25 protein-coding genes are annotated in these 23808 nt (G+C 41.1%); 14 read left to right on the forward strand and 11 right to left on the reverse strand.

The genetic code is table 11. The features are described 5' to 3' along the window. Positions 1-3: 3 nt before the first annotated feature. The 4 genes from ABOO_RS01685 to sufC are packed head-to-tail and all read right to left on the reverse strand — an operon-like array spanning position 4 to position 5187. Positions 4-852 (reverse strand): presenilin family intramembrane aspartyl protease PSH, encoded by an 849-nt coding sequence (locus tag ABOO_RS01685; protein ID WP_008084436.1) that lies wholly within the window; start codon positions 850-852, stop codon positions 4-6. Next, positions 842-3085, reverse strand: a complete 2244-nt coding sequence (locus ABOO_RS01690) for a DNA topoisomerase I (RefSeq protein WP_008084369.1) — start codon at positions 3083-3085, stop codon at positions 842-844. Before ABOO_RS01690 ends, ABOO_RS01685 begins: the two co-directional genes overlap by 11 nt. A gap of 37 nt (positions 3086-3122) precedes the next feature. Then, positions 3123-4448, reverse strand: a complete 1326-nt coding sequence (gene smsB, locus ABOO_RS01695) for an SUF-like minimal system protein SmsB (protein ID WP_008084558.1) — start codon at positions 4446-4448, stop codon at positions 3123-3125. Continuing rightward, complete coding sequence (sufC, locus tag ABOO_RS01700; protein WP_008084427.1) at positions 4441-5187, reverse strand: Fe-S cluster assembly ATPase SufC; 747 nt, start codon at positions 5185-5187, stop codon at positions 4441-4443. The genes smsB and sufC overlap by 8 nt, the downstream gene beginning before the upstream one ends. 133 nt (positions 5188-5320) lie before the next feature. Here sufC and ABOO_RS01705 point away from each other — a divergent pair, with 133 nt between their 5' ends. The 5 genes from ABOO_RS01705 to ABOO_RS01725 are packed head-to-tail and all read left to right on the forward strand — an operon-like array spanning position 5321 to position 9424. Next, a complete protein-coding gene (locus ABOO_RS01705) occupies positions 5321-6364 on the forward strand; it encodes a hydroxymethylglutaryl-CoA synthase (protein ID WP_012997108.1) in 1044 nt (347 codons plus the stop codon). Next, on the forward strand, positions 6365-7531 hold the full coding sequence (locus tag ABOO_RS01710; RefSeq protein ID WP_008084544.1) for a thiolase domain-containing protein: 1167 nt from the start codon (positions 6365-6367) through the stop codon (positions 7529-7531). It abuts the gene before it with no gap. After that, positions 7532-7936 carry a Zn-ribbon domain-containing OB-fold protein gene (locus ABOO_RS01715; protein WP_012997109.1) on the forward strand — a complete coding sequence of 135 codons (405 nt, stop codon included), beginning with the start codon at positions 7532-7534 and terminating at the stop codon, positions 7934-7936. It abuts the gene before it with no gap. 53 nt (positions 7937-7989) lie between these two features. Beyond that, entirely contained in the window at positions 7990-8466 is a 477-nt protein-coding gene (locus tag ABOO_RS01720) for a Mut7-C RNAse domain-containing protein (RefSeq protein ID WP_012997110.1), read from the forward strand. Then, entirely contained in the window at positions 8438-9424 is a 987-nt protein-coding gene (locus ABOO_RS01725) for an mRNA surveillance protein pelota (protein WP_008084555.1), read from the forward strand. The genes ABOO_RS01720 and ABOO_RS01725 overlap by 29 nt, the downstream gene beginning before the upstream one ends. On the opposite strand, the gene ABOO_RS01730 is transcribed toward ABOO_RS01725, so the two are convergent. Genes ABOO_RS01730 through ABOO_RS01750 form a run of 5 tightly spaced genes read right to left on the reverse strand, consistent with a single transcriptional unit; the run spans position 9389 to position 13364 of the window. Then, a complete protein-coding gene (locus ABOO_RS01730; protein WP_012997111.1) occupies positions 9389-9895 on the reverse strand; it encodes a hypothetical protein in 507 nt (168 codons plus the stop codon). The two genes, ABOO_RS01725 and ABOO_RS01730, sit on opposite strands and share 36 nt — an antisense overlap. Next, positions 9892-11067: a DUF58 domain-containing protein gene (locus ABOO_RS01735; RefSeq protein WP_008084367.1), complete on the reverse strand. Its 1176-nt coding sequence runs from the start codon at positions 11065-11067 to the stop codon at positions 9892-9894. The genes ABOO_RS01730 and ABOO_RS01735 overlap by 4 nt, the downstream gene beginning before the upstream one ends. A 2-nt stretch (positions 11068-11069) precedes the next feature. Further along, positions 11070-12002 (reverse strand): AAA family ATPase, encoded by a 933-nt coding sequence (locus tag ABOO_RS01740; protein WP_008084389.1) that lies wholly within the window; start codon positions 12000-12002, stop codon positions 11070-11072. Further along, positions 11999-12559 (reverse strand): hypothetical protein, encoded by a 561-nt coding sequence (locus tag ABOO_RS01745; RefSeq protein ID WP_008084398.1) that lies wholly within the window; start codon positions 12557-12559, stop codon positions 11999-12001. The genes ABOO_RS01740 and ABOO_RS01745 overlap by 4 nt, the downstream gene beginning before the upstream one ends. After that, on the reverse strand, positions 12543-13364 hold the full coding sequence (locus ABOO_RS01750) for a DUF4129 domain-containing protein (protein ID WP_008084546.1): 822 nt from the start codon (positions 13362-13364) through the stop codon (positions 12543-12545). Before ABOO_RS01750 ends, ABOO_RS01745 begins: the two co-directional genes overlap by 17 nt. A gap of 74 nt (positions 13365-13438) precedes the next feature. On the opposite strand from ABOO_RS01750, the gene ABOO_RS01755 reads away from it, so the two are divergent. The 7 genes from ABOO_RS01755 to ABOO_RS01785 all read left to right on the forward strand — a co-directional run bounded on the left by ABOO_RS01755 (position 13439) and on the right by ABOO_RS01785 (position 19730). After that, positions 13439-13924 (forward strand): deoxycytidylate deaminase, encoded by a 486-nt coding sequence (locus ABOO_RS01755; RefSeq protein ID WP_008084566.1) that lies wholly within the window; start codon positions 13439-13441, stop codon positions 13922-13924. Beyond that, positions 13917-15245 carry a serine--tRNA ligase gene (gene serS, locus ABOO_RS01760; RefSeq protein WP_008084480.1) on the forward strand — a complete coding sequence of 443 codons (1329 nt, stop codon included), beginning with the start codon at positions 13917-13919 and terminating at the stop codon, positions 15243-15245. Before ABOO_RS01755 ends, serS begins: the two co-directional genes overlap by 8 nt. Before the next feature lie 36 nt (positions 15246-15281). After that, positions 15282-16856: a bifunctional ADP-dependent NAD(P)H-hydrate dehydratase/NAD(P)H-hydrate epimerase gene (locus ABOO_RS01765; RefSeq protein WP_008084440.1), complete on the forward strand. Its 1575-nt coding sequence runs from the start codon at positions 15282-15284 to the stop codon at positions 16854-16856. Then, positions 16853-17317: a GNAT family N-acetyltransferase gene (locus ABOO_RS01770; protein WP_012997112.1), complete on the forward strand. Its 465-nt coding sequence runs from the start codon at positions 16853-16855 to the stop codon at positions 17315-17317. Before ABOO_RS01765 ends, ABOO_RS01770 begins: the two co-directional genes overlap by 4 nt. Positions 17318-17404: 87 nt before the next feature. Further along, positions 17405-18421 (forward strand): alcohol dehydrogenase catalytic domain-containing protein, encoded by a 1017-nt coding sequence (locus tag ABOO_RS01775; protein ID WP_008084439.1) that lies wholly within the window; start codon positions 17405-17407, stop codon positions 18419-18421. Further along, positions 18408-19277 (forward strand): DNA-3-methyladenine glycosylase family protein, encoded by an 870-nt coding sequence (locus ABOO_RS01780; RefSeq protein ID WP_008084350.1) that lies wholly within the window; start codon positions 18408-18410, stop codon positions 19275-19277. The genes ABOO_RS01775 and ABOO_RS01780 overlap by 14 nt, the downstream gene beginning before the upstream one ends. 102 nt (positions 19278-19379) lie before the next feature. After that, the gene (locus ABOO_RS01785; RefSeq protein ID WP_236614163.1) at positions 19380-19730 is read left to right on the forward strand and encodes a hypothetical protein; all 351 of its coding nucleotides are present in this window, start codon (positions 19380-19382) and stop codon (positions 19728-19730) included. On the opposite strand, the gene ABOO_RS01790 is transcribed toward ABOO_RS01785, so the two are convergent. Together ABOO_RS01790 and ppdK are read right to left on the reverse strand one after the other, a co-directional pair. Then, a complete protein-coding gene (locus ABOO_RS01790) occupies positions 19723-20229 on the reverse strand; it encodes a DUF367 family protein (RefSeq protein WP_008084377.1) in 507 nt (168 codons plus the stop codon). The genes ABOO_RS01785 and ABOO_RS01790 overlap by 8 nt on opposite strands. Before the next feature lie 26 nt (positions 20230-20255). Continuing rightward, entirely contained in the window at positions 20256-23000 is a 2745-nt protein-coding gene (gene ppdK / locus ABOO_RS01795; RefSeq protein ID WP_394294950.1) for a pyruvate, phosphate dikinase, read from the reverse strand. Positions 23001-23115: 115 nt separating this feature from the next. On the opposite strand from ppdK, the gene ABOO_RS01800 reads away from it, so the two are divergent. Continuing rightward, entirely contained in the window at positions 23116-23328 is a 213-nt protein-coding gene (locus ABOO_RS01800; protein WP_008084467.1) for a hypothetical protein, read from the forward strand. Positions 23329-23365: 37 nt separating this feature from the next. Beyond that, positions 23366-23770 (forward strand): hypothetical protein, encoded by a 405-nt coding sequence (locus ABOO_RS01805; RefSeq protein ID WP_008084495.1) that lies wholly within the window; start codon positions 23366-23368, stop codon positions 23768-23770. The last annotated feature ends 38 nt before the right edge of the window (positions 23771-23808 follow it).

The following is a 23808-nucleotide window of genomic DNA, read 5'->3' on the forward strand; positions in this document are numbered from 1 at the left end:
GAATCAAATCAGTAAAAATATTATTAATCCGGCTAAAGCTCCTGCATTCAAATAGGGTAATCCTGGCTGTGGCTTGCCTGTATTAACCATTACAAACAGGAGAAGCATGGCTGCAAGTGCACCCAATAAAGTGAATATCCCTGCAAGCATTCCAAAATTTCTCTCTGCTGCAACCACCAAAATACCGGGAATCAATACATCTCCGTAACCCATATAGTATGCTTCTCTTTCTCCCCCTTTTCTAACAGGTTTTCCCTTTGCCTTTTTAAAGGAATAGTCCTTCTTTGCAGGCATAACGAACATAGCAGGTAATTTATGCTCAATAACAGAATCTGCCAAATAAACCATATGTTTGCTCATATAAACCGCAACAGAATCATATATTGCAAACAAACTCAGAAGAATTATTATGGGCAGGAGTGTTAAGCTCAATCCAAATATCAGAGCAACTCCCACCGTTGTTAATATGCCTACAAAATTCACCATGTACCATTCTGGATATTTGATTAATCCTATGGTAATCACTATGGATAACCCCAGAGATATCAAATCCGAGTAAGGTATGGCAAAATAGTAAAATAAAGGGAATAAAGCGTACCACATAGCCCAAGCTATAGCAAAATAAAAAATCCCACGAAGAAGATTTTTCTTACCCTTTTTTGCTATGTAGATTATGAGCAAAGTAACCGCAATTACATAAATTAAATAGTACACAGCAACCCATGGATTGCTACCTTCCTCGCCTAAACCTCCCTCATATATCCCATAGACCGGAAAAAGAAGTAGCGCCATTACATTTGCAATTAAGAATATAAGCATCATATTGAGCTGGGCCATACTCTCACTTTTCATCTTTATTCCTCCTGTTGTATTCGCATTTGATGTTTGGACAGAATTTCCAGTCCTTCTTTCCCTTCTTTCTGAGAATTAAAAGCGGTGCTCCACAGTAAGGACATACCTCTCCCGTGGGGATAATCTTTCCCCTTTGTGGAAGAGAATAGGTTACATCACATTTTGGATAATTGGAGCATCCTATGAATCTCTTCCCGTTCTTTGATTGCCTTATAACTAAATCTCCCCCACATTTTGGGCATTTACCCACAATATCCTTTTTACGATTGTACTCACATTTTGAGTTTAAGCACCTTATTTCAGGGCTCTGCCCCCTGCGAATTATCTTTATCAGGGGTAATCCACAAATCGGGCATTTTTTATCTAGGAACTCAATGTGTCCTGTTTTGGGAAGATTGTAGTACTTCGTCTCGCCATCGTTCTCGCAAACAACCAGTCTCTTTCTCTCCAAATAAATTAATTTTCCACCATCGGGGCATTCTCCAATTTCCCTGCGCATTGAACTCTTTATGTTGCTTCCCACAGTGCTTCTATTCTCCTCCAGAGAGCTTAATATCTTTTTTAGCATCTCACGGGATTCTTTAACCACAAACTCAGGTGCTTTGGAGCCCTTTTCAATCTCATCCATATCCATCTCAAGCCTCGCAGTCATGTCGGGCTTAATCACATCCACATTATTGCCCTCAAGAGATTCTATCAGGGCTTTTCCAAGTTGAGTGGGCCTTATAGGATTTCCACGAACATAGCCCCTCTCAAATAGCTTTTGTATTATCTCAGCCCTGGTACTCTTCGTGCCAAGATTTAATTTTTCCATCTCCCTTATGAGCGAGGATTGTGTGTACCTTGCAGGTGGCCTCGTCTCCTTCCTCTCAATTTCAATTTTCTTAACTTTGACCTCATCTCCAATTCTTAAAATGGGTATCTTCTCTTCCTCAAATCTCACATAAGGATAATAGTAAAGCCAGCCCTCATTTACCAACTCTTTGCCCTTTGCTTCAAAGATCTCATCCTTAACTGCAAGTTTAACCTTGCTTTCTCTGTACTCTAAATCTTGAGCCAGAGTAGCCATGAATCTTCTAACAACAAGCTCGTAAATCTTACCTTTATCGCCCTCCAAATTTGCACCCCTAGTAGGCACTATTGGAGGATGGTCTGTGGATTCCTTCTTCCCCCTCGTAGGATACCTCCTTCTTTCCTTTTGAAGCTTCAATGCCTCCTCTTTGAATTTTGACTTCTCCAAAGATTTTAGTATGGAATTTATGCTCAGAGTTTTAGGATAAACGGTGTTATCAGTTCTTGGATAGGATATATAACCGCCCATGTAAAGCTCTTCAGCAAGCCGCATAGCCTTTGCTGCAGAGAATCCGAGCTTTGTTGCTTCGCTCAAGAATTCAGTAGTGTTGAATGGAATGGGAGGTCTTATTTTCCTATCCTCCTGAACAAAATCCAGAACCTTTGCACTCTTAGTATCTTTCACTTTTTCATAAACTTCCATTACCTCTTCTTCTTTCCAGAAAGGGTTTGAAATATGCATTCCCGAAAAATTCCTTCTCTTGAAAAACAATCCTTTTATATTCCAATAGGGAGTGGGCACAAAGTTTTCTATCTCCTTTTCTCTCTTTACAATCAAAGCAAGAGTGGGACTCTGAACACGCCCAACGGAGAGATAATCCTTACCCCTCCTGCTTGATGCGAGAGAGATGAATCTTGTTAAAGATGCGCCCCAAGCCAGATCTATCTTTTGCCTTGTTTCTGCTGCAGATGCAAGATTGTAATTCACATCCACTAAGTTTGAAAATGCGTTTTCTATCTCCCTCTCCGTTAAAGCACTAAACTTGGCCCTCTTCACCGGACCTTTGAAATTCGTAATTGATAACGATTCCACACCTATCAGTTCTCCCTCCCTATCATAGTCGGTGGCGATTATGAGCATATCGGCATCCTTTGCAAGGGTTCTTAAAATATTTGCAATCCCTTTCTCCTTTATAATTTTAATCGGCTCCTCATCCACCAACCTCTGCAAATCCCCTAAACTCCATCTTTTAAACTTGTCAGGGTAATCCATATGCAATATATGACCCCTGAGGGGTACAACAAAGTATCTATCCTTGCCCTTCGTAAAGCTGTAATAGGCATTTCTGCCCTTCTTTATCGTTTCATACCTTCCTCCAGAGAGGATCTTTGCTATTCTCTGCGCTGCATTGCGCTTCTCTGCAATAACGAGAATATTCACATCGCGTAAAAAGAGAGGTAGTAAAAAAATGTTCCCCTTACATCCCTCCACTAACAGCCATCTCAATTATCTTCCTTATCTCTATGACGAATTCCATAGGTATGTCCTTTAGGAGAGGATTGACGAAGCCCTTTACAATGAGTTGAGTTGCCTCCTCTTCCTTCAATCCACGAGACATTAGGTAGAATAACTCTTCCTCCCTTATTTTCCCTATAGCTGCTTCGTGGCTCAATTCAGCATCATCCACCTGTGAAACCAAACCAGGATAGGTCTCCATTCTGGCCTCGGAATTTAGAATCAATGCATCGCAACTTATGTGCCCCTTGGTCTTTGGTGCGTTGGCACGAATTATACCCCTGGTAATAACAGAGCTCCTATCCATTATTACACTCTTGCTCGCATTGAGTCCTCTTGCCCCAGAAGCATCTAAATTCATCTCTCCTCCAAGATCCACATAGAAATCTTTTTGCCCAAGAATTATTCCATTAAGCTCCACATAGCCGCCCTCATCAACCCAGTACTTCGGATTGGCAATATTGCTCTTACCCGTTCCAAGTCCAACTGTTGTATTTATGAACTCTGCATTCTTGCCTATCCTTGCACGGGTCATTGGGCGTGTGTGCACATATTCCGGCCAGTTTTGAAGCACGCTTAACTTCACATTCGCTCCATCCCCTATGTACGCCTCAGTCATATCCAAGTGCAATGAATGTCTAACTAGCACTGGGGATGTACAGCCCTCAATTAGATGAATCTCGCTGTTTGGCTCTGCATTGATTATTATGTGGGGTGCCTGAGCCATTGCGCTATTCTGAATGAGAAAGAATAAATGCAGGGGCATTGGTACTTTGAGCCCTTGGGCAACATGCAAGAATATTCCTCCATTCCAAACTGCAGTGTGATATGCAGCAAGCTTGCTCTCATAGGGATTGAACTGCTTCAAGAACAAATCTTTGAGAATTGGATGATTACGGACTGCATCTTCCATAGATTCCACTATCAATCCCTTCTTTCTCCACTCTTTCAAGAAATCGTTGAGAACTATGCTCGTATCGCTCTGCACAGCTAACCCTGCAATGTACTTCTTTTCGACTTCCGCAATGCCCAATCTATCCAATAAGGCAAGCATATCTGGAGGAAGCTCATCTAAGCTCTTAACCTCGGGATACATTTCCTCTTCCGTTTTGGCAATATAATCAAGGGGATCTTTTATCACAGGGTCATTATGGGGTGCTTCAAAGAAGGCATCCATCGCCTTGTACCTCAACTTTGTCATCCATTCTGGCTCTTTATTTCTCTTCTTTAACTTTTCAATTTGATCTTCAATTATACTTCTTGCCTCTTGAATTGTAAGTTCACTCATTGCAACCACACTCCTCAAATACCTTCTTAAACCCTTCTTTTTCAATCTTCTCCACAAGCTCCTCCTTCCCGCTCATAACTATGTGCCCATCCTTCATTATGTGAACCCTGACAATTTTTGGATCGATATGCTCCAGAATCCTTCCGTAATGGGTTATGAGCAATATGGATGTACCCTGCTCGTAAAGTTCTCTTATTTTGTGAGATATCAAGCTTAGAGAATCTATATCAACCCCACTATCTGGCTCATCCAAAATCAGCAATTTCGGCTTAATTAGGAGTGCCTGGAGAATCTCAAACCTCTTTCTCTCTCCTCCTGAAAATCCAACATTTATGTAGCGAGAGAGCATGTCAGCAGAGAACCAAACTTCCTTAGCCTTCTTGGGTATTATCTGCAACGCCTTTGCTGGCTCTATGCCCTTTACCTTCTCAAGCAAGAGGCGAAGATAATCAATTATCTTTACCCCATCAATATCCTCAGGATGCTGAAAAGTAAGAAATATACCCATGCGGGCACGCTCATCCACCGGAATATCATTTATAACCTTTCCATCAAATTCTATTTTCCCATTTGTGATTTTATAATTCGGGTGCCCCATGAGAGTTAGGGCTAATGTGCTCTTACCAGAACCATTTGGACCCATAATCACATGGAACTCTCCACCTCCAACACTCAAATTTAAGGAGTTTATTATCTTTTTATTTTCAACTTCAACTTCCAAATTCTCAATTTGAAGCATCACTATCACCATTTGAGGATATTGGGCTTATTTTTAAGCATTTCTCCCCATATCTGTGTATTTCGTTTATCGCCGAATATCAAATACGATAAGAGTTAAATAGTTTCTTCTTTATTCCTCCGCAGGTGAGAAAATGGTAGGTATTGTGACTTATGGGAGTTATATACCCATTTACAGAATCAAGACAGCAGAGATCGCAAGGATGTGGGGAGACAATCCCGAGCATCCAGAGAAGGGTTTGGGATTATTTGCAAAATCAGTACCTGCTTACGATGAAGATGCAGCCACAATTGCCGTGGAGGCACTTCGCAATGCACTGCGCAGAAAAAATATTCCGGGCGAGAAAATAGGTGCAATTTTTGTGGGTAGTGAATCGCACCCATATGCCGTGAAACCTACGGCATCGCTAATTGCAGAGGTTGTTGGTGCGTACAAAGCGCATGCTGCAGATTTAGAATTTGCATGCAAAGCAGGTACGGCAGCAATGCAAAATGTCTATGCAATGGTTAAGGCAGGAATGATCGATTACGGTGTGGCAATAGGAACAGATACTTCGCAAGGTCAGCCGGGAGACGCTCTTGATTACTCTGCCTCTGCTGGAGGAACAGCTTACATCATAGGCAAAGATGAAGTTATAGCCGAGATAAATCACACAGTTTCATTCGTAACAGATACCCCTGATTTCTGGCGCAGAGAGGGACAGAGGTATCCATCCCATGGTGGAAGATTTACAGGGGAACCTGCATATTTCAAGCATATAATGTCAGCTGCACGAATGCTTATGGAAGAGGTGGGCACGAAACCAGAAGATTACGATTATGTTGTCTTCCATCAGCCCAATGGTAAATTTCCATACCGTGTTGGAAAGAGGTTGGGATTCACCAAGGAGCAGATAAAGCCAGGATTGGTTTCTCCCTACATAGGAAATACATATTCTGGAGGAACACCGACTGGGTTGAGCACTGTGCTAGATATAGCTAAGCCCGGAGATAGAATAATAGCTGTATCCTTTGGTAGTGGCGCAGGAAGTGATGCTTTTGATATAACCGTCACAGATGAAATGGAGAATTTCAACAAGGATGCTGCTCCAAAGGTATGGGATATGATTAACCGTGCCAAGTATATCGATTATGCTACATATCTGAAGTTCCGCCGTATGATAGTGGAGGTGGATTAAATGCGCGATGTTGCAATTATAGGTGCCGGTGAGACAAAGTATGGAGAGCACTGGGATAAAAGTTTGAGAGATTTGGCTGTTGAAGCAGGATTAAAGGCTCTTGAAGATGCAGGACTTGGTGCTGAAGATATCCAAGCCATATTTGGAGGAAATATGAGTGCTGGGAGTTTTGTTGGTCAGGATCATGTTGGGGCATTAATTGCTGATTTTGCCGGACTCGCAGAAGTCAGAGTACCTGCAATTAGAATAGAATCGGCATGTGCAAGTGGTGCGGCTGCCTTGCATGCGGGATACATGGCGGTTGCCTCAGGCCTATACGATATAGTGCTCGTGGGAGGCGTTGAAAAGATGACTGACCTGCCTGGAGATATGGTCACAGATATCCTTGCAGGAGCCGCAGATAGAGAGTGGGAAGTTTTCTTTGGAGCTACTTTCCCCGCTTTAGGAGCCATGATGGCACGGCGCTATATGTATGAATATGGGCTTACGAGGGAGCAAATGGCTTTATTGCCTGTGATTGCCCATAAGCATGGGGCTATGAACCCCGATGCGCATTTTCAGAGAGAGATAACCGTGGAGCAGGTACTTAATGCTCCAATGGTTGCAGATCCATTAACCATAATGAACTGCTCTCCTGTGAGTGATGGCGGTGCCGCTGTTGTTCTTGCCTCTGCAGACATTGCAAGGAAATACACAGATTCTCCTATAAAAATAAGCGCATCCACGGCAGCCAATGATTACATCTCTATACACGCAAGAGAATCTTTAACAAGATCCCCCTCAACAATAGAAGCAGCGAGAAAGGCATATGAAATGGCAAAAAAAGAGCCAAAGGATATTGATCTTGTAGAAATACACGATGCTTTTTCCATAATTGCTCTCCTTGGAATTGAGGATCTGGGATTTGCAAAGAAGGGTGAGGGTATAAAACTTGCAGAAGAGGGACAATTATATTACGATGGCGATTTGCCCTACAATGTATCCGGAGGCCTCAAGGCAAAGGGACATCCTGTTGGAGCCACAGGCGTAGGTCAAGTTGTGGAAATTGTAAAGCAGTTGCGCAATGAAGCTGGAAAGAGGCAGGTACCAGATGCAAGAGTAGGCTTAGCTCATAATGTGGGTGGGACAATGACTTCAAGCATAGTGCATATTTTGGAGGTGATGTGAGTGGTAGTGCCTAGATTCTGGAGAGAAAGAAAGTCCCGTTATTCCCTCATTGGCACAAAATGTCCTGTTTGCGGCACAGTTTATTTCCCTCCCCGTAGCGTTTGTCCAAAGTGCGGAAGAAAGAGTGTCGGAAAGATGGAAGAAGTACAATTAAGTGGTAAGGGCAAAGTATATTCGTACACCATAGTACATCAGAATGTCATAGGCTACAAATATCAGAAACCTTATGTCATGGCGATAATTGAAACACCTGAGGGACCAAAGCTCACAGGGCAAATAGTTGATGTTGACCCAGAGAAGGTACACATAGGCATGCCCGTACATGCAGTATTCCGAAGAATTGCAGAAGATGGAAAAGCTGGAATAATCCAATATGGCTACAAGTTTGTACCTGACGAGGAATAATCCTCTCTTTCTATTTTTACAAAAAAGATAAATGCACGAATATATTGTAGAGTGTGAAGTTCTTAGTTGACCACATGCTAGGCAAACTTGCCAAATACCTGCGCTTTATGGGCTACGATACATACTATCCAGATGGGCAATTGAGTGATAATACATTAATTAAAATCGCTAGGGAGGAGGAAAGGATAATAATCACCCGCGATAAGGAGCTTGCAAGAAGGAGCAATGGATTCTTGGTAAAAAGCGATAACTACGAGAAGCAATTAAGGGAAGTAATTGAGAATTTCAATTTAAATACCGATAATCTTCTCTCAAGATGCTCTGTATGCAATGAGCCCCTCGTACCCGTGAAGAAAGAGGATGTAAAAGATAAAGTGCCAGTTTATGTTTATGAGCACAATAATGAATTTTACATGTGTCCAAAATGTCGTAGAATTTACTGGTATGGAACTCACACGGAAAGGATTGAGAGAAAAATAAAGAGAATAACGGAGGAATTGTATGAAGATAGAAGAGAAGGAGAAAAATGAAATCGCAATAAGAGTGGACAATCTTGACGATTTATGGTATCTAAGCACAATTTTGGGAGAGGGTGACCTGGTATTTGGATATGTTTTCCGCAAAGATACCTCAAGCGGGGATATGAACAGGGCCAAGAAGGCAGAGAGAAAAAAAATCCGAGTTGGAATAAATGTGAAAAAACTCGATTTTCAGGAGTTTGCAGATAGATTGCGCATCTCAGGTATAATAGTGGCTGGACCAGAGGATTATGTGGGAGTGCATCAAACCATAAATGTTGGGGTGGGGGATGAGATATCGGTAATAAAAGAGTGGAGCAAGAAGGATAAAGAACTATTAGGGGAGGCAGTTAAAAATTCAGAGAAACCTGTTGTTTATTTTTTAGCCATAGAGCATGGCCTCGCTACGATTGCAATTTTAAAAACCTATGGAATTCAAGAATTTGCCAGTATAAGGAAGAGGGGCGATGAGGATGAGGAATTCTTTGGTGAGGCCCTTTCAACCCTTAAAGATGTTTGGGATGGGAGAGCCCCCTTGATCATATTAGGTCCAGGATTTTACAAAGAGAATTTTGTGAACTTTGCCAAGGACAAAATTGGAAATTACATTATGGTTCAGGCATCTCATGGAGATCTCCGTGGAATTTACGAAGTCCTAAAATCAGGAGCATTAGATAAAATATTGAAAGAGCATAGACTATCTCAAGAGGAGAAATTGGTGGATACCTTGCTCACAGAAATAAAGAAAGAGGGTTTATACGCTTATGGAATCAATGAGGTTAAAAACTACCTAAATATGGGCGCTGTAAGAGATTTATTGATTACGGATAAAAATTACAAAAAATATAAAGAGCTGATGGATCTTGCATTGCAAACAGGAGCTCAGGTGCATATAATCAGCACAACCCATGAAGCTGGAAAAATTTTAGAGAGTTTAGGAGGAGTTGCTGCCCTTCTTAGATTTAGGTGAGCGCATTAAAAAGTAAAGGAGAAATACTATGAGAATAACCAGAAAGAACATCCCGAAAAATCCATAGCCAATAGGATATACAAGGAAAAGGTAAATGGACAGATAAGCTAGAGGCAAAGAAAGAAGTGTATAAATTATCGTGTCTCTCCTAACCATACCAAACATAGGAACGAACCTGGCATAAACCATATGCAAGAATATTAAAGTGAGCATTAGATAAGCGATTCCTATAACCAAAGGAGAATAAGGATTATAATCTCCCAGAGAGAAAACTATGCCCAGTATTGCCATAAAATTGTATATGTAAAACAAAATCTCATCTTTAATCACCTTGTAGAAATAAAGGAACAAGAGAGAGAGTCCTATCATCAATCCTGTAAGAAATGTCAATCTCACATCACCAAGCGGAGCAATAAGCAGCAGAGCATAATAGGATATCAAAAATAGCCACCCTCTTCCAATCTTCCTCATCTCATCACCTTCAGAATAGATGTGAGCGGATACTCTATGTTCCAGTCAACCACTCTTCCATACATTCTTATCCTTCTCAAGCGTACCTCTCTTTCAGCCTTGAGTATCTTTGACGCCACATCTTCTCCACCACCTATGAGGGTTGGAGATATTACTAACACATCGTATCCTTTGGCAAGAAGCTCAACTATGGAATCATCAATATCCCATGAAAGCAGGGGAGAGATCAAAATCACAAAAGAATTTGGCGGGAAAAATCTAGAAACTATGAATTTTCCATAATCAAAAGTAAGTCTACTTATCTTCTCACTTCTCAAATGCAATAACCTATCAAGTATCAGGTACATCGCTCTTTTACCGTAAGTAGGATATATCCAGTCCACAGTGTTGCCCAGAACAACAAAACCAACACGACTGCGTGTCCTTGACAGGTATGTAGCCAATGTTGCTGCCGCCCGCACAGATGCGTTTAGAAGATCCTCATACTCCTCCGCACCCTTTAAAAATCTCCTGACATCAAGTAAAATAACAGTATCTCCAGTTCTCTCACTCTCGTACTCATTCACCATCAATTTATTTCTCCTCGCAGTCGCTTTCCAGTTTATAAAGCGCATATCATCTCCAGGAGAGTACTCCCTTATATCCGTGAATTCAATACCCGGCCCCTTCATACGGGACGGGTAATCGCCTAAAATGCTCCTCGTCTTGCGTGGTTTTATCTTCAGTTTTCTTATATACTCAATCTTCGGATAAATCCTCAATTCTCCCCTGTCTTTCACTTTTGAGCCATAACCCTGCATGCCAAGTACATCCTCCGAGTACACCCACGCTTCCTTAAAATTTATCTTCCCAAACTTATCCAATGTGACCTTTCTTTTCTCAACACATTTATCCCTGCAATATCCCCGCACAATATTCATTGCGTCCTTGATAAAATAATAGCCCCTACCCTCAACCACATACCTGAACTCAACTTCGTTACCCTCCACATACCTTTTCTCTGAAAACTTTCTATTGAATTTGGCTGGTTTGAAGGGTAGAACTTCTGAAAATATTATAAGCCATAGGATTGGCAGTGATAGAAACACTGCTAATGGAGACATCAAAACTATTCCCACAAATAGTAATAGGGCGAAGTAGAGAAGTAAGGCATAGAAATGCAGGGTGCGCATGACTACACCTTTGGTACAGGTACTTTTTTCAGTACATCTTCCACGATATCTCCAGGCCTAACTCCGCGAATCCATGGCTCAGGCTTTAATATTATCCTGTGCACAAGAGCGATCCTCGTTACTGCCTTAACATCATCGGGAACAACATAATCCCTTCCATAAACAAGGGCACGGGCACGGGATAATCTCATAATTGCCAAACTTCCTCTCGGACTTGCACCCACTTCCACTTGAGAATGAGTTCTTGTGGCTCTCACAATCCTCACTATGTAATCAAGGATATCGTCCTGAACATAGATATTTTCAACCATCTTCTTCATTTCAAGAAGTTCCTCGCGAGTAACAATCTTATTCAAGGGTATTTCATCTCTCTTCCACGCAATTCTTCTCTTCAAAATTTCAATCTCATCCTTCTTGGATGGATATCCCACAGCCAATTTTACCAAGAATCTATCCAACTGAGCCTCCGGCAAAGGATATGTGCCCTCGTACTCTATAGGATTCTGCGTGGCTATAACGATGAATGGCTCCTCAAGTTTATATGTCTCGCCTTCAATTGTAACCTGCCTCTCCTGCATGGCTTCTAACAAAGCGGCCTGTGTCTTTGGTGGAGAGCGATTTATCTCATCCGCGAGCAATATATTCGTGAAAACAGGACCCTGCATAAATTTGAACTCTGAAGTTTTTCTGTCAAATATATATGTTCCTGTTATATCGCTGGGCATAAGATCAGGGGTGAATTGCACACGCTTGAACTCGCATCCAAGAACCTGGGCAAAGGATTTAACTATAAGCGTCTTGGCAAGTCCGGGATAATCCTCAAAGAGTATGTGGCCTCCTGCCAAAATCGTGTATAGCACTTGCCTCAATACTTCATCTTTTCCAACGATTACCTTGCTAACCTCTTCAATAATTTTCTCCATTTTTTCTTTCATTTCATCGCCTCCAAAATTGCATTTATCTCCTTCAAAAATCTATTCTTTGGTAAGGCATTCCTTAAATCATGCTTTCTTCTATACATCCTCACAACAAGATCTGCCTTATCCCCAAGATATTTGCGGAGAAATTCAACATTCTCCATATTTCTCCTAACAACATTCTCTGGAATATCATACCTTATACTCAAATCAATAACCAGAGCATTCAAAACTCTTAACTCAATATCTCTCTGGGCAACTGCATTCTCGTCAAGTGCCTTTTTAACCCTTCTCTTAAAATGTGCTATATCCTCATCCACTATTACCTTCTCTTCTTCCTGCACTCTTGGTCTTGGAGCATTGTGAATAACGAACACAAAAGGAAGATATATTAGGGTTATGAGCAGAACTATTAATAGGAAGAATTCAATGGAAATTACAGCGTAGAATGAAAATGCCATTATTATGGCTATGTACCACACCCACGTGCTGCCCTTAAAGGAAGAGGGCATACGCATCATACCCATTCTCCCCATTATAACCATATCATTAACCTGGCTATCTTGAGGTTTCATTTCTAATCGCCTCCAAAGCATTCAAAGCTAATTTTCTATGATTTTCATTCATTTCATGCTGACTATATCTGGCTATCTCAAAGAGATTTGTGAGAGTTTCCACGGGTTTTGAAGATATTTTCAGAGTTTTAAGGGCAAACTCTCTAAACTCCCTTGGAGTGTAATAATCCTTATCTTCCACTCCTTTGCTTCTCATAAGTTTCTCCATTTCTTTATACGCAGCCAAAATTGCTCCACGGACATCTTTACCAATCTTGACCTTATAAATGGCACGCTCCATGGCCTCTTTGGTTGTAATAACTTCCCTTTCAACCTTTTCCTCTTTCTTCTTATACACTTTTACAACAAAAATTCCGAATAATATGCCCATAACAGCTGCAATGATAATTAAAGCAATTGTACTTTGAGAGTACAGGGGCTCTGAAAAAGATGGATTCGATGGATTAGAACCACTACCAGAATAAAGGGCAATAGAGATTTTATTCGCCAGTATGTAAACTAATCCAAATGAGAGAAATGCCAATGTAAGTGCAATTACCCCTGCAAGGGCTTCCTTAGCAACATGCCTTCGGTATATGAAAGCTCCAACAATTGCAATAGCAAATAAACCAAAGAGAAGGGCTTGCATAAAGTACATAAAATAGGATGAGCCTCCGGATTCCTCCGTTGGGGGTGGTACAACTGGCTGTGGCTTTGAAGATATTGGCGCCCCAAACTTTATGCTTATAGTTGGAAGCACCGCTCCAAGAGACACAGTGAGCCATATAAGTAGAAGGGCAACGGGAATCTTTAAGCTCATCTTCATTACCCAAGGAAATACAACAAAAAATTTAAAACTTCCCCGTCAAAAATTAAATACCCGCTATCCATGGCATAACTATGCGTCCATCTTGGGATGAGTACTTTATGCGCATGGCATACCTCGCTTCTACGCGCTCCACCTGCACAAGGAGGAAGGTCGGAGCTGTCATAGTTAAGGATAAGAGAATTTTAGCCACGGGATACAATGGCCCGCCAAAGGGCTTAGCCCATTGCGATGTTACTGGGTGCATTCGTGAGGAGTTAAATGTTCCTAGCGGTGAGAGGCATGAGCTATGCAGAGGATTGCACGCTGAGCAAAATGCAATAATCCAAGCAGCTGTGCATGGGGTATCCATAAAAGATGCCACAATTTATGTAACAAATCACCCATGTGTGGTTTGTGCCAAGATGCTCATAAATGCGGAAATAAAAGAAATTGTTTATGCGGAAGGTTATCCAGATGATTTAGCCAAATTGATTCTTTTAGAGAGCAATATTAGGGTCCGCCAATTCTCCCTTCCAGAGGATGAGGTGAAGAAAATAGTGGGTGAGAGCAATGATTGATATCAAGCTTATTCGAAAAAATGGAGATATGATAAGAGACATGCTCAGAAAGAGGTTCAAAGATGAGAAGATAGTGGATGAGATCCTACAGTACGATAACCTGTGGAGAGAAACTTTGAAGGAAATCGAAAAACTCAGGCATGAGAGGAACAAGAAGAGCGTGGAAATTGGAAAACTTGTAAAGGAGGGTAAGGATATAAAAGAGTTAAAGGACGAGATGAAAGAGTTGAACAGAAGAATCAAGGAGCTTGAGGAGAATGTAGAAGAATACAAGAAAAGGAGAGATTACCTCCTTATGCGCCTTCCAAATCTGCTGCTTGATGACACTCCAGTATGCGAAGGTGAGGAAAATTCACCAGTAGTGCGAACATGGGGTAAGGCAAGAGTTATGGAAGATAATATGGAGTATTTCAAAAATTGCTCTGCAGGAATGGATTATGAAATCATAGAGAATAAGCCAGAAAGCCATGTAGATATAATCGAAAAATACGATTTGGCTGATACTGCAAGGGCTGGAAAAATTGCCGGAGCGAGATTCTATTATTTGAAAAATGAATTAGTTATTTTGGAGCAATCATTAATAAGATTCGCATTAGACCATATGGTATCCAAGGGTTATACTCCTGTAGCCCCTCCTTTAATGATTCGCCGTGCTGCAATGGAAGGTGTAATAGATTTTGAGGCCTTTGAAGAGATGATTTATAAAATTGAAGGCGAGGATTTGTATATGATCGCCACAGCCGAGCATCCGCTTGTGGCAATGCATATGAAGGAGATTTTAGATCCAAACTCCCTGCCTTTAAAATATGTAGGTATTTCACCCTGTTTCCGTAAGGAAGCAGGTGCTCACGGTAAGGATACAAAGGGCATATTCCGAGTTCACAATTTCTACAAGGTTGAGCAAGTTGTATTCTCAAAGCCAGAGGAATCTGCGATATTAATGGAAGAACTGATAAAGAATGCAGAGGAAATACTGCAAAAATTAGAGTTGCCGTATAGGGTGATTAATATATGTAGCGGAGAGCTTGGTGCCGTTGCAGCCAAAAAATATGATATTGAAGTTTGGATGCCAGCGCAGCAGAAGTTCCGAGAAGTTGTGTCCTGCTCAAATTGCTTAGAATATCAAGCCAGGAGGTTAATGATAAGGTACAGAGATAAGGGTGAGTTAAAATTTGTGCATACTCTAAACAGCACCGCATTGGCAACAACTAGAATTATGGTGGCAATAATGGAAAATTTCCAAGAGGATAGGGGGATAAGAATACCAAAAGCGCTTGTTCCTTACACTAGCTTTGAATACATAGAGTTTGAGAAAAGTTAATCTTCAATGTAGTACATGCGGGAGAAGGTGAGCGATATGAGGATTAGCACTGTGGAGCAGATGCGTGCTCTTGATAAAAGGGCAATTGAGGTTTATGGGATTGAAGATAAATTGCTTATGGAAAACGCAGCCCATGCTTTATATTTTGTTATTTTGAAAGCATTGGGCAATATAAAGGGGAGAAAATTCGTTGCTTTTGCAGGCCCGGGAAACAATGGCGGAGATGCAATCACCTTATCTCGCAAATTGCACTCCAACGGTGCATATGTGAAAATTTACCTTATGAGCTCTCCTGAAAAATACAAAGGTGCTGCAAAGATGAATTATGAGATCGCAAAGAGGATAGGAATTCAGATGGAAAATTTTGATGGTGATAACGCTCTTGTTCGTATGTCTGTAGAAAATGCTGACGCTATAATAGATGGAATTCTAGGTACAGGCATATCTAGAAATGTTGAAGGGAAGTATGCTGAGGCAATAAAAATAATAAATGAGAGCGCAAAACTTGTTTTCTCAGTGGACATTCCATCAGGAATAAATGGAAACACTGGAAAGGTTATGGGCACTGCTGTGAGAGCAGATTACACTGCAACCTTCGGATTGCCAAAGATAGGAAATGTGCTGTATCCTGGATTTGAGTATTGCGGAGAACTCTATGTATCCCATATCTCTTTCCCTCCTGAGAATTATGAAGATGATAATATAAATGTATTTATAAACGAGCCCATACCTCTTTCTCCGAGAAAGAAAGATGGGCATAAGGGCAGTTTTGGAGATGCTTTATTCGTGGCAGGTGCAGGAAATTACTATGGTGCTCCATACTTCTCAGCCCTATCATTTCTAAAGGCAGGAGGCGGATATTCCAGATTGGCTACTGCAAAATCGGTTGTTCCTTTTATCGGCACTCAAGGCAGAGAAATAGTGTTCCACCCCTTGCCAGAGACGGATGCCAAAAGCATAAGTTACACGGCAAAGGAAGAAATATTGAAAATAGCAAAAAATGTGGATATAGTAATCTTAGGGCCAGGTACATCCCTTCACGAAAGAACTCAAAAGTTAATAGAAGAGCTTATTGGTGAGATTGAAAAACCTATAATTATAGATGGTGATGGCTTAACAGCTCTCTCTCACAATACTAGTATTTTGAAAGAAAGAAAATATCCCACCGCGCTAACCCCCCATCCCGGCGAGATGAGCAGATTGACAGGAAAAAGTATAAATGAAATTCTAAATAATAGAATTGAAGTTGCAAGAAATTTTGCCATAGAGTACAATGTAATACTCGTTCTCAAGGGAGCGCATACTCAGATCGCCATGCCTGACGGTAGGATTTACATTAATATGACAGGAAATTCGGGTATGGCCACAGCAGGAAGCGGTGATGTCCTTACAGGCACTATAGCGGCGATGTACGGACTTGGATTAGATTTCGAGGAGAGTGTAAGGATGGGTGTGTTTGTTCATGGTTTGGCCGGGGATCTGGCTGCTCAAAGAAAGGGAGAGGATGGAATTACAGCGAGAGATATAATGGAATTTTTACCGGAGGCAACAAAATTGCTTCGAGATGAATATGAAAATGTCAAAGATAGATACGATATAAATGTGGTATGATGGAAATCAGAAATGCCACTCTTGAGGAAGTGGAGAAAGTTACCAATTTGTGGTTAGAGTTTATTAAAAATCCTAAAGGCTCAGATCTAAATATAGTGCCCAATGAAGAGAATAAAGAGCGATGGAAGGAATTTGCTGAAGGGATTATTAAGAAAAAACTAGGAGCAGTGAAAATTGCTATCGTGGATGGAAACATTGTAGGTTATATCCTATATACCTACAGAGATTCTCCACTTCAGCTCTACAAAAAAAGGGGAACTATATACGACCTATTTGTGAGAGAGAAATATAGAGGGATGGGGATTGGTAAAGCTCTGCTATCCTCAGCCCTCGAAGATTTAAAATTAAATGGGGTAAAAATGGTTCAACTGTATGTAAAGAGTGATAACATTACAGCTATTTCCCTGTATGAATCTTATGGATTTAAAGAATCTTTAAAGGTTATGAGAAGGGAATTTTAACAAAAAGTGACCATAGATATTACAACTTCTCTTAGGAAAGTGAAATGTAGGCGGCAAATATATCTATATTGAATGAAATATGCTTGTATGAAAGCTTGGATAGTAAATGCTCAAAAGCCAATAGAAGAGAAACCTTTAGAGTTTGTAGAAAATTATCCAGTTCCTGAACCAAGAGAGAAGGAGATAAGAGTTCGGGTAACTCACTGTGGAATATGTCGTACGGATTTGCATATAGCAGAGGGGGATATCCCCCTTTCAAAGAAACCTGTGATACCGGGACATGAAATTGTAGGGTTCGTAGATAAACTTGGAGAAAATGCAAAGAGATTCAAAATAGGAGATCGTGTTGGAATCTCCTGGTTAAATTCCACATGCGGTAAGTGTAAGTACTGCCAAAGAGGAGACGAAAATTATTGCCCAGATATAAAACGCACTGGATATGATGTTGATGGTGGATTTGCCGAGTATGTTTTAGTGCATGAGGATTATGCGTTTGACCTTCGCAATGTTTCACTTCCTTCAGAAGAATTAGCCCCAATTATGTGTCCGGGAATAACTGGACATTACGCGTTCCGAATATCAGGGATACGCAAGGGCGAACGCCTAGGCATGTTAGGATTTGGACCAACAGCATACTACATCCTTCGAGTGGCTAAAAGTATGAACATAGAGGTATACATTAGCACCCGTAGTGAGGAGCACAAGAGAACTGCTATGAAATATGGCGCTGATTGGGTAGGAAATATTGCACATGAGGATTTTCCAAACAAGGTTGACGCTTTCATTTTCTTTCCCACTGCTGGAAAACTTGTGGAAAGGGCATTGGCTAATACTCTCCCATCTGCAACGCTGGTTTTGGGAGCAGTTACTATGAGCCCCATAATCATTGAGAATTACACTGCAAACCTATGGGGTAGAACGATAAAGACGATATATCAGGTTAGAAGAGATTACGGCAGAGAATTCATAGAAATTGCAGATCGCCTCAAACTTGGAATTGAAAAGGAGATTGTGAAATTCAGCGAGATCCCTGAGGCGATGCTGCGCTTGAAGAAGGGGGAAATCAATGGAATGGTGCAGGTGATTGAGATTGGAAAAATATAGTATATCTGTGGAAAAACCGTATTCAATTATTCCTCATTTGCATAGGTTCTCATTATCAGATAGGCCTCTGCCATGCATTGTAGAAAATAACCTATTTTGGAGACTTATCCCGATAGAGGATATATTTATTCCCGTAAAAGCAGAAATTCATGAAGACATAGTAAAAATTGATGTCGCATCTGAGTGCGAAAATGATTATTGTAAAGAAGTGCTTTCCACTGTAAGGCACCTACTTGCGGTTGATATATCCTATTCAAATTTTCTCAAAACTCTTGAGGATTTTCCAAGACTTTACAAAATGGCCATTACATATAGCGGACTACGGCCCGCAAGAAACCTCAACCTCTACGAAGCCCTAATTAAGATTGTGCTTCAGCAGAGAATATCACTAAAATATGCCCTCAATACCACCGCAAAACTTATAGAGAAATGGGGAATTAGAGAAAAGTGGAATGGGTATAGTTATTATTCATTTCCTCCACCTGAAAAACTGATGAGGATCAGTACCTCTGAAATAAAAGCCTTAGGCACAACTACAGTGAAGGCAAAAAGTCTCTTAGAAATAGCAAAAATGGAATATAACGGAGATTTACCAAGCATTTATGAGGTTAATAAAAATCCGGAGGAATATGTAAAATTTCTGACAGGTATATATGGGGTTGGTATGTGGACAGCAGAATTATCTGTGGCTACGGTGATTCACGACTATAGCATAGCTCCGGCAGGTGATTTAAATGTGAGAAAGGCTTTTTCTAAATTTCTGGGGCTTCAGGGTGAAAAAGAGATTAGAGAGTACACAGAAAAATTTGGGAAATGGAAGGGTCTTATAATGTATCTTATGACTTTTGATTTATAGAGTTAAAAGAGTATTAATTTTCAATCCCAACAAGTATATCTTAATATAACACATCCTCATCAGTGTCTCAAATCTTAAATAGCAGAAATTTTATAGTTAGTTGTGAAGAACTTGCCAGATAAACTTCAAATGAAAAGAAGAAAAAGGGCAAAAAATTTTGTGATTTCCTCCTTATTGATTTCCCTAGTCTTAATGATAATATCTCCATGGATATCCTTATTTGCATCTCTTCTCTTGGTAGGTGCTGCCTCCTGGGGGGTGACTCTAACTGGGGATCTTGGTTATAATCCTAGAAGAGACGTCTACAACACAGAACTGGATAAGATAAAAAATAGTGGCTCTGAGTATAGCGAACTTATAATTATGATGGCTCTTTTTCTCAGCATATTTTTCCTGTCCATTTTCCTTCTCTATCTTGGATGGAATGGTTTGCTCTCCTACCTGTTTACATAAATTCACTCTCCGCATCTAACACCTCTTCCCAAGAGCTTGAATTGGCATAAGCTTCCAATGGCTCGCGGTTCATAACGAAAAAATTTGGACCCCATTTGAATATGTTCATTATCTTATGCGCCTGCTCCTTATAGCCCAGAATGTACAAAGCGGCTGCTAACGCCTCTGCACTGCTAAGCTGCCAAGGATGTCCCCAGTTCGTGGGATTTACAGCTACAAGATACGGTAAGCGGCGAAAATTTCCACGCAATCTGTAAAACACCTCCCTCGCATTTTTCCAAGAGCAATCCACAGCGCTAACTCCTTGTCTCTCTGCTGTGCGTCTATCCGCAGGGGATAAAACTCTTCTTGTGTAAGGTGATAAGATTATACTACCCCTAGGAATGTGAGAAATTTGAGATGTTAACTTTGCATAATTAAATCTACTTAGTTTCTTCGCCGTGCATTTTTTAGGGTCATCCTGATTTAAGTGCAAAATGTATAATTTAATCTCTTCCACAAAAAGAGAAAAGAAAGTTGTATTAATTACTTTCTGGGATGCTTTATCTGTGCTTGAGCTGCTGCCAATCTTGCAATAGGCACACGATATGGAGAGCAGGACACATAATTCAATCCAGCCATGTGGAAGAACTCTATGCTCTTAGGATCTCCACCGTGCTCTCCACATATGCCCGCTTCCAGGTTAGGATTTGTCTTTCTTCCCTTCTCAACTCCCATTCTCACCAACTGTCCAACTCCATCCCAGTCCAAACTCTTGAATGGGTCATCCTTGAGTATTCCCATTTCCACATACTTCTTAAGGAATTTGGCCTGTGCATCGTCTCTGCTGTATCCAAATGTCATCTGTGTCAAATCATTTGTACCGAAGGAGAAGAACTCGGCGTACTTGGCAATTTCATCAGCAGTGAGAGCTGCCCTCGGAATCTCTATCATCGTGCCAAACATGTACTTTATCTCTTCACCTGATTTCTCCATCTCTTCCTTGGCAACTTTTTCCAAATCCTCCTTGAGGAGCTTCAGTTCATTTACATGCCCTATGAGAGGTATCATTATCTCGGGATATATCTCCTTGCCCTCATTCTTAACCTGAATAGCCGCTTGAATTATCGCGCGAACCTGCATCTCGTATATTTCTGGGTATATTATTCCAAGGCGGCAGCCACGGAATCCCAGCATGGGATTGAATTCGTGGAGCTCGTTAACCACACTAAGAATTCTCTTCTTCTCGTTTATCTGTGAGAGCAGCAAATCCATTTCTCTGAGGCTTGTGACCTCTTTCAATTTCATCTTTAACTCATTAATCTCCTCTGTAAGTTCCTCTCTGCTTGGCAAGAACTCGTGCAAAGGTGGGTCTAGGAGGCGAATTATAACTGGATAACCCTCCATTGTGCGGAAGAACTCCACAAAGTCGCTACGCTGCATTACCAGAAGTTTATCCAGTGCCTTAACTCTATCTTCCTTGCTCTGAGCCATTATCATTTCTTGCATAATCGGTAAGCGATCCTCGCCAAAGAACATATGCTCAGTCCTTGCTAGTCCTATACCCTCCGCCCCGAACTCTCTTGCTTTAGTAGCCTGCTCAGGAGTATCCGCATTGGCCCTAACTCCGAGAACCCTTATCTCATCTGCCCATTCAAGTATCTTCTCAAGGTTTCCGCTAATTGAAGGTGGAATTAAAGGTACCTCTCCAAGATAAACCTCGCCGGTGGTACCATCAATGGTTATAATATCCCCCTCGTTTATCCTGTGGCCACGGGCAATAAAATACCCTTCTTTCATATTTATACTCAACTCTTCACATCCAACAACAGCAGGCTTTCCCATGGCTCTAGCAACCACTGCTGCATGGGATGTCATACCTCCCCTGGCAGTGAGTATGCCTTGTGCAGCATTCATTCCATGGATATCGTCAGGTGTGGTTTCAGGCCTAACTAAAAGAACCTTTTCACCTTTTTCCGCAAGCTCCACAGCCTTATCTGGGTCAAATACCACCTTACCCAGCGCAGCACCAGGGCTTGCAGCAAGACCTTTTGCAATAACCTCTTTCTTTGCCTTGGGATCAATCTGAGGATGTAAAAGAGTATCAACATTCTCAGGAGTTACGCGCATTATGGCTTCTTCTTTTGTAATCAATCCCTCATCAACCATCTCAACTGCGATGCGCACAGCTGCGGCTGCAGTCCTTTTGCCATTTCTCGTCTGCAAGAGATATAACTTACCCTTTTCCACAGTGAATTCAATATCCTGCATATCCTTGTAATGCTTCTCAAGAAGTTCTGCCACATTCTTTAACTGCTCATACACATCGGGCATACTCTCTTCCATTGTTGGCAAATCACGATTTGCATCCTGCTTGCTGTACTCATTTATTGCATGGGGAGTGCGAATTCCAGCCACAACATCCTCGCCCTGAGCATTTGGCAAGAACTCTCCATAAAGATGCTTCTCTCCAGTCCTTGGATCACGGGTGAATGCAACGCCAGTGCCGCTATCATCACCCATATTACCAAAGACCATCATAACAACATTAACGGCAGTACCCATATCATCTGGTATCTTGTTTATCTTACGATAAACTATGGCACGCTCATTGTTCCAAGAATCAAACACCGCTTTTATAGCCATTCTAAGCTGCTCATACGGGTCTTGCGGAAATTCATACCCATGTCTTCTGTAAACCTCTTTGTATTTTTCAACAAGTTCTTTAAGGGCCTCTACATCTAAATCGACATCTTGCTTTGCACCGTATTTTTCCTTAATCTTTTCAAGCTCTTCTTCAAATTCATTATGTTCAATCCCAAGAACCACATTACCAAACATCTGAATAAGACGGCGATACGCATCCCAAGCAAATCTTGGGTTGTTGGTCTGCTTTGCAAGGCCTTCAACACTCTTCTCTGTAAGACCCAAATTTAGAATTGTATCCATCATTCCAGGCATGCTTATTGGGGCTCCTGAACGAACTGACACAAGGAGAGGATTATCATCGCTTCCAAATTTCTTCCCTGTGTGCTCCTCAAGTTTCTTTGTGGCTTCAAGAACTTCATCCCAAAGTCCCTGCGGGAATCCTTTCTCTTCAAAATATTTCATGCAGGTCTCTGTCGTTATCGTGTAGCCTGGAGGGACAGGTAGACCTATGCGAGTCATCTCTGCCAGTCCGGCTCCCTTTCCTCCCAGTAACTTTTTCTTATCGCTCATTGTCGGTGCCACTTCATTGAGTTTCTCCAAATCCTCTTTCAGGAAATATGCATATATGTACTTCATTTTCATCACCTTTGAGTTGGGAATTATGAAAGCATATAAATACCTTCTCAATGAGAAATATAAGATGCTTGAAAATATAGATGTTCTATCAAAGACATCCTGGGGAGTTGAGAAATAGAGCATGCTTATAGGGTTAATCATTGTAGCCACTGCAGCTTATGGTATTAACCCAAGTATGAATCTTTACAGAGAATTTAAATCATCAGCTATGTTGAGAGGGATATCCAAAGAATCGGCGGAAAACATTTACAAGATAAAAGATGAAGAGGTGAATATCACCCTTTTTGTAGTATCTCTTGTGCTAATTAGTGTGAGGTGGGATGGATTGTTCTAATCGCAAATAATTTTATATTCTAACTCTATGGTGCCCTATGAAAGAAGAGATTAAGATATTGAAGAGCTTTCTCACCGTGGACTCTCCGGCAGTGCTATTGACGCCCTGCGAATTAAAAAATAAAGATTGGGTTTCTGAGTTAAATTATAGCGAGATAAAATGTACAAGCTTAGATTGCCAAGAGGAAGATAAAGATTGTATAAAAATGAATCCTCAGGGTCTATATCTGCCCCTTCACAGATTTCATGCTTGGATCATCGACCCAGAATATTTTATATACACTCCAGGTTATGCTTTTTACCTTGGGAGAAGTTCTCTCAAAGAGTTCGGCATAATAGCCCTGACTTCACTCGTAGATGATGCCATGGACTCCATCGCCCTGAGTTACGGATTTCAGATCCTTCACCACGGCAACTGGCATTATTATCTAAAAGCCACTTAGAGTTATCTCAATTTCCACCAAAACGCAGAAACTTATAA

It is taken from the genome of Aciduliprofundum boonei T469, assembly GCF_000025665.1.
GTDB classification, from domain to species: domain Archaea; phylum Thermoplasmatota; class Thermoplasmata; order Thermoplasmatales; family Aciduliprofundaceae; genus Aciduliprofundum; species Aciduliprofundum boonei.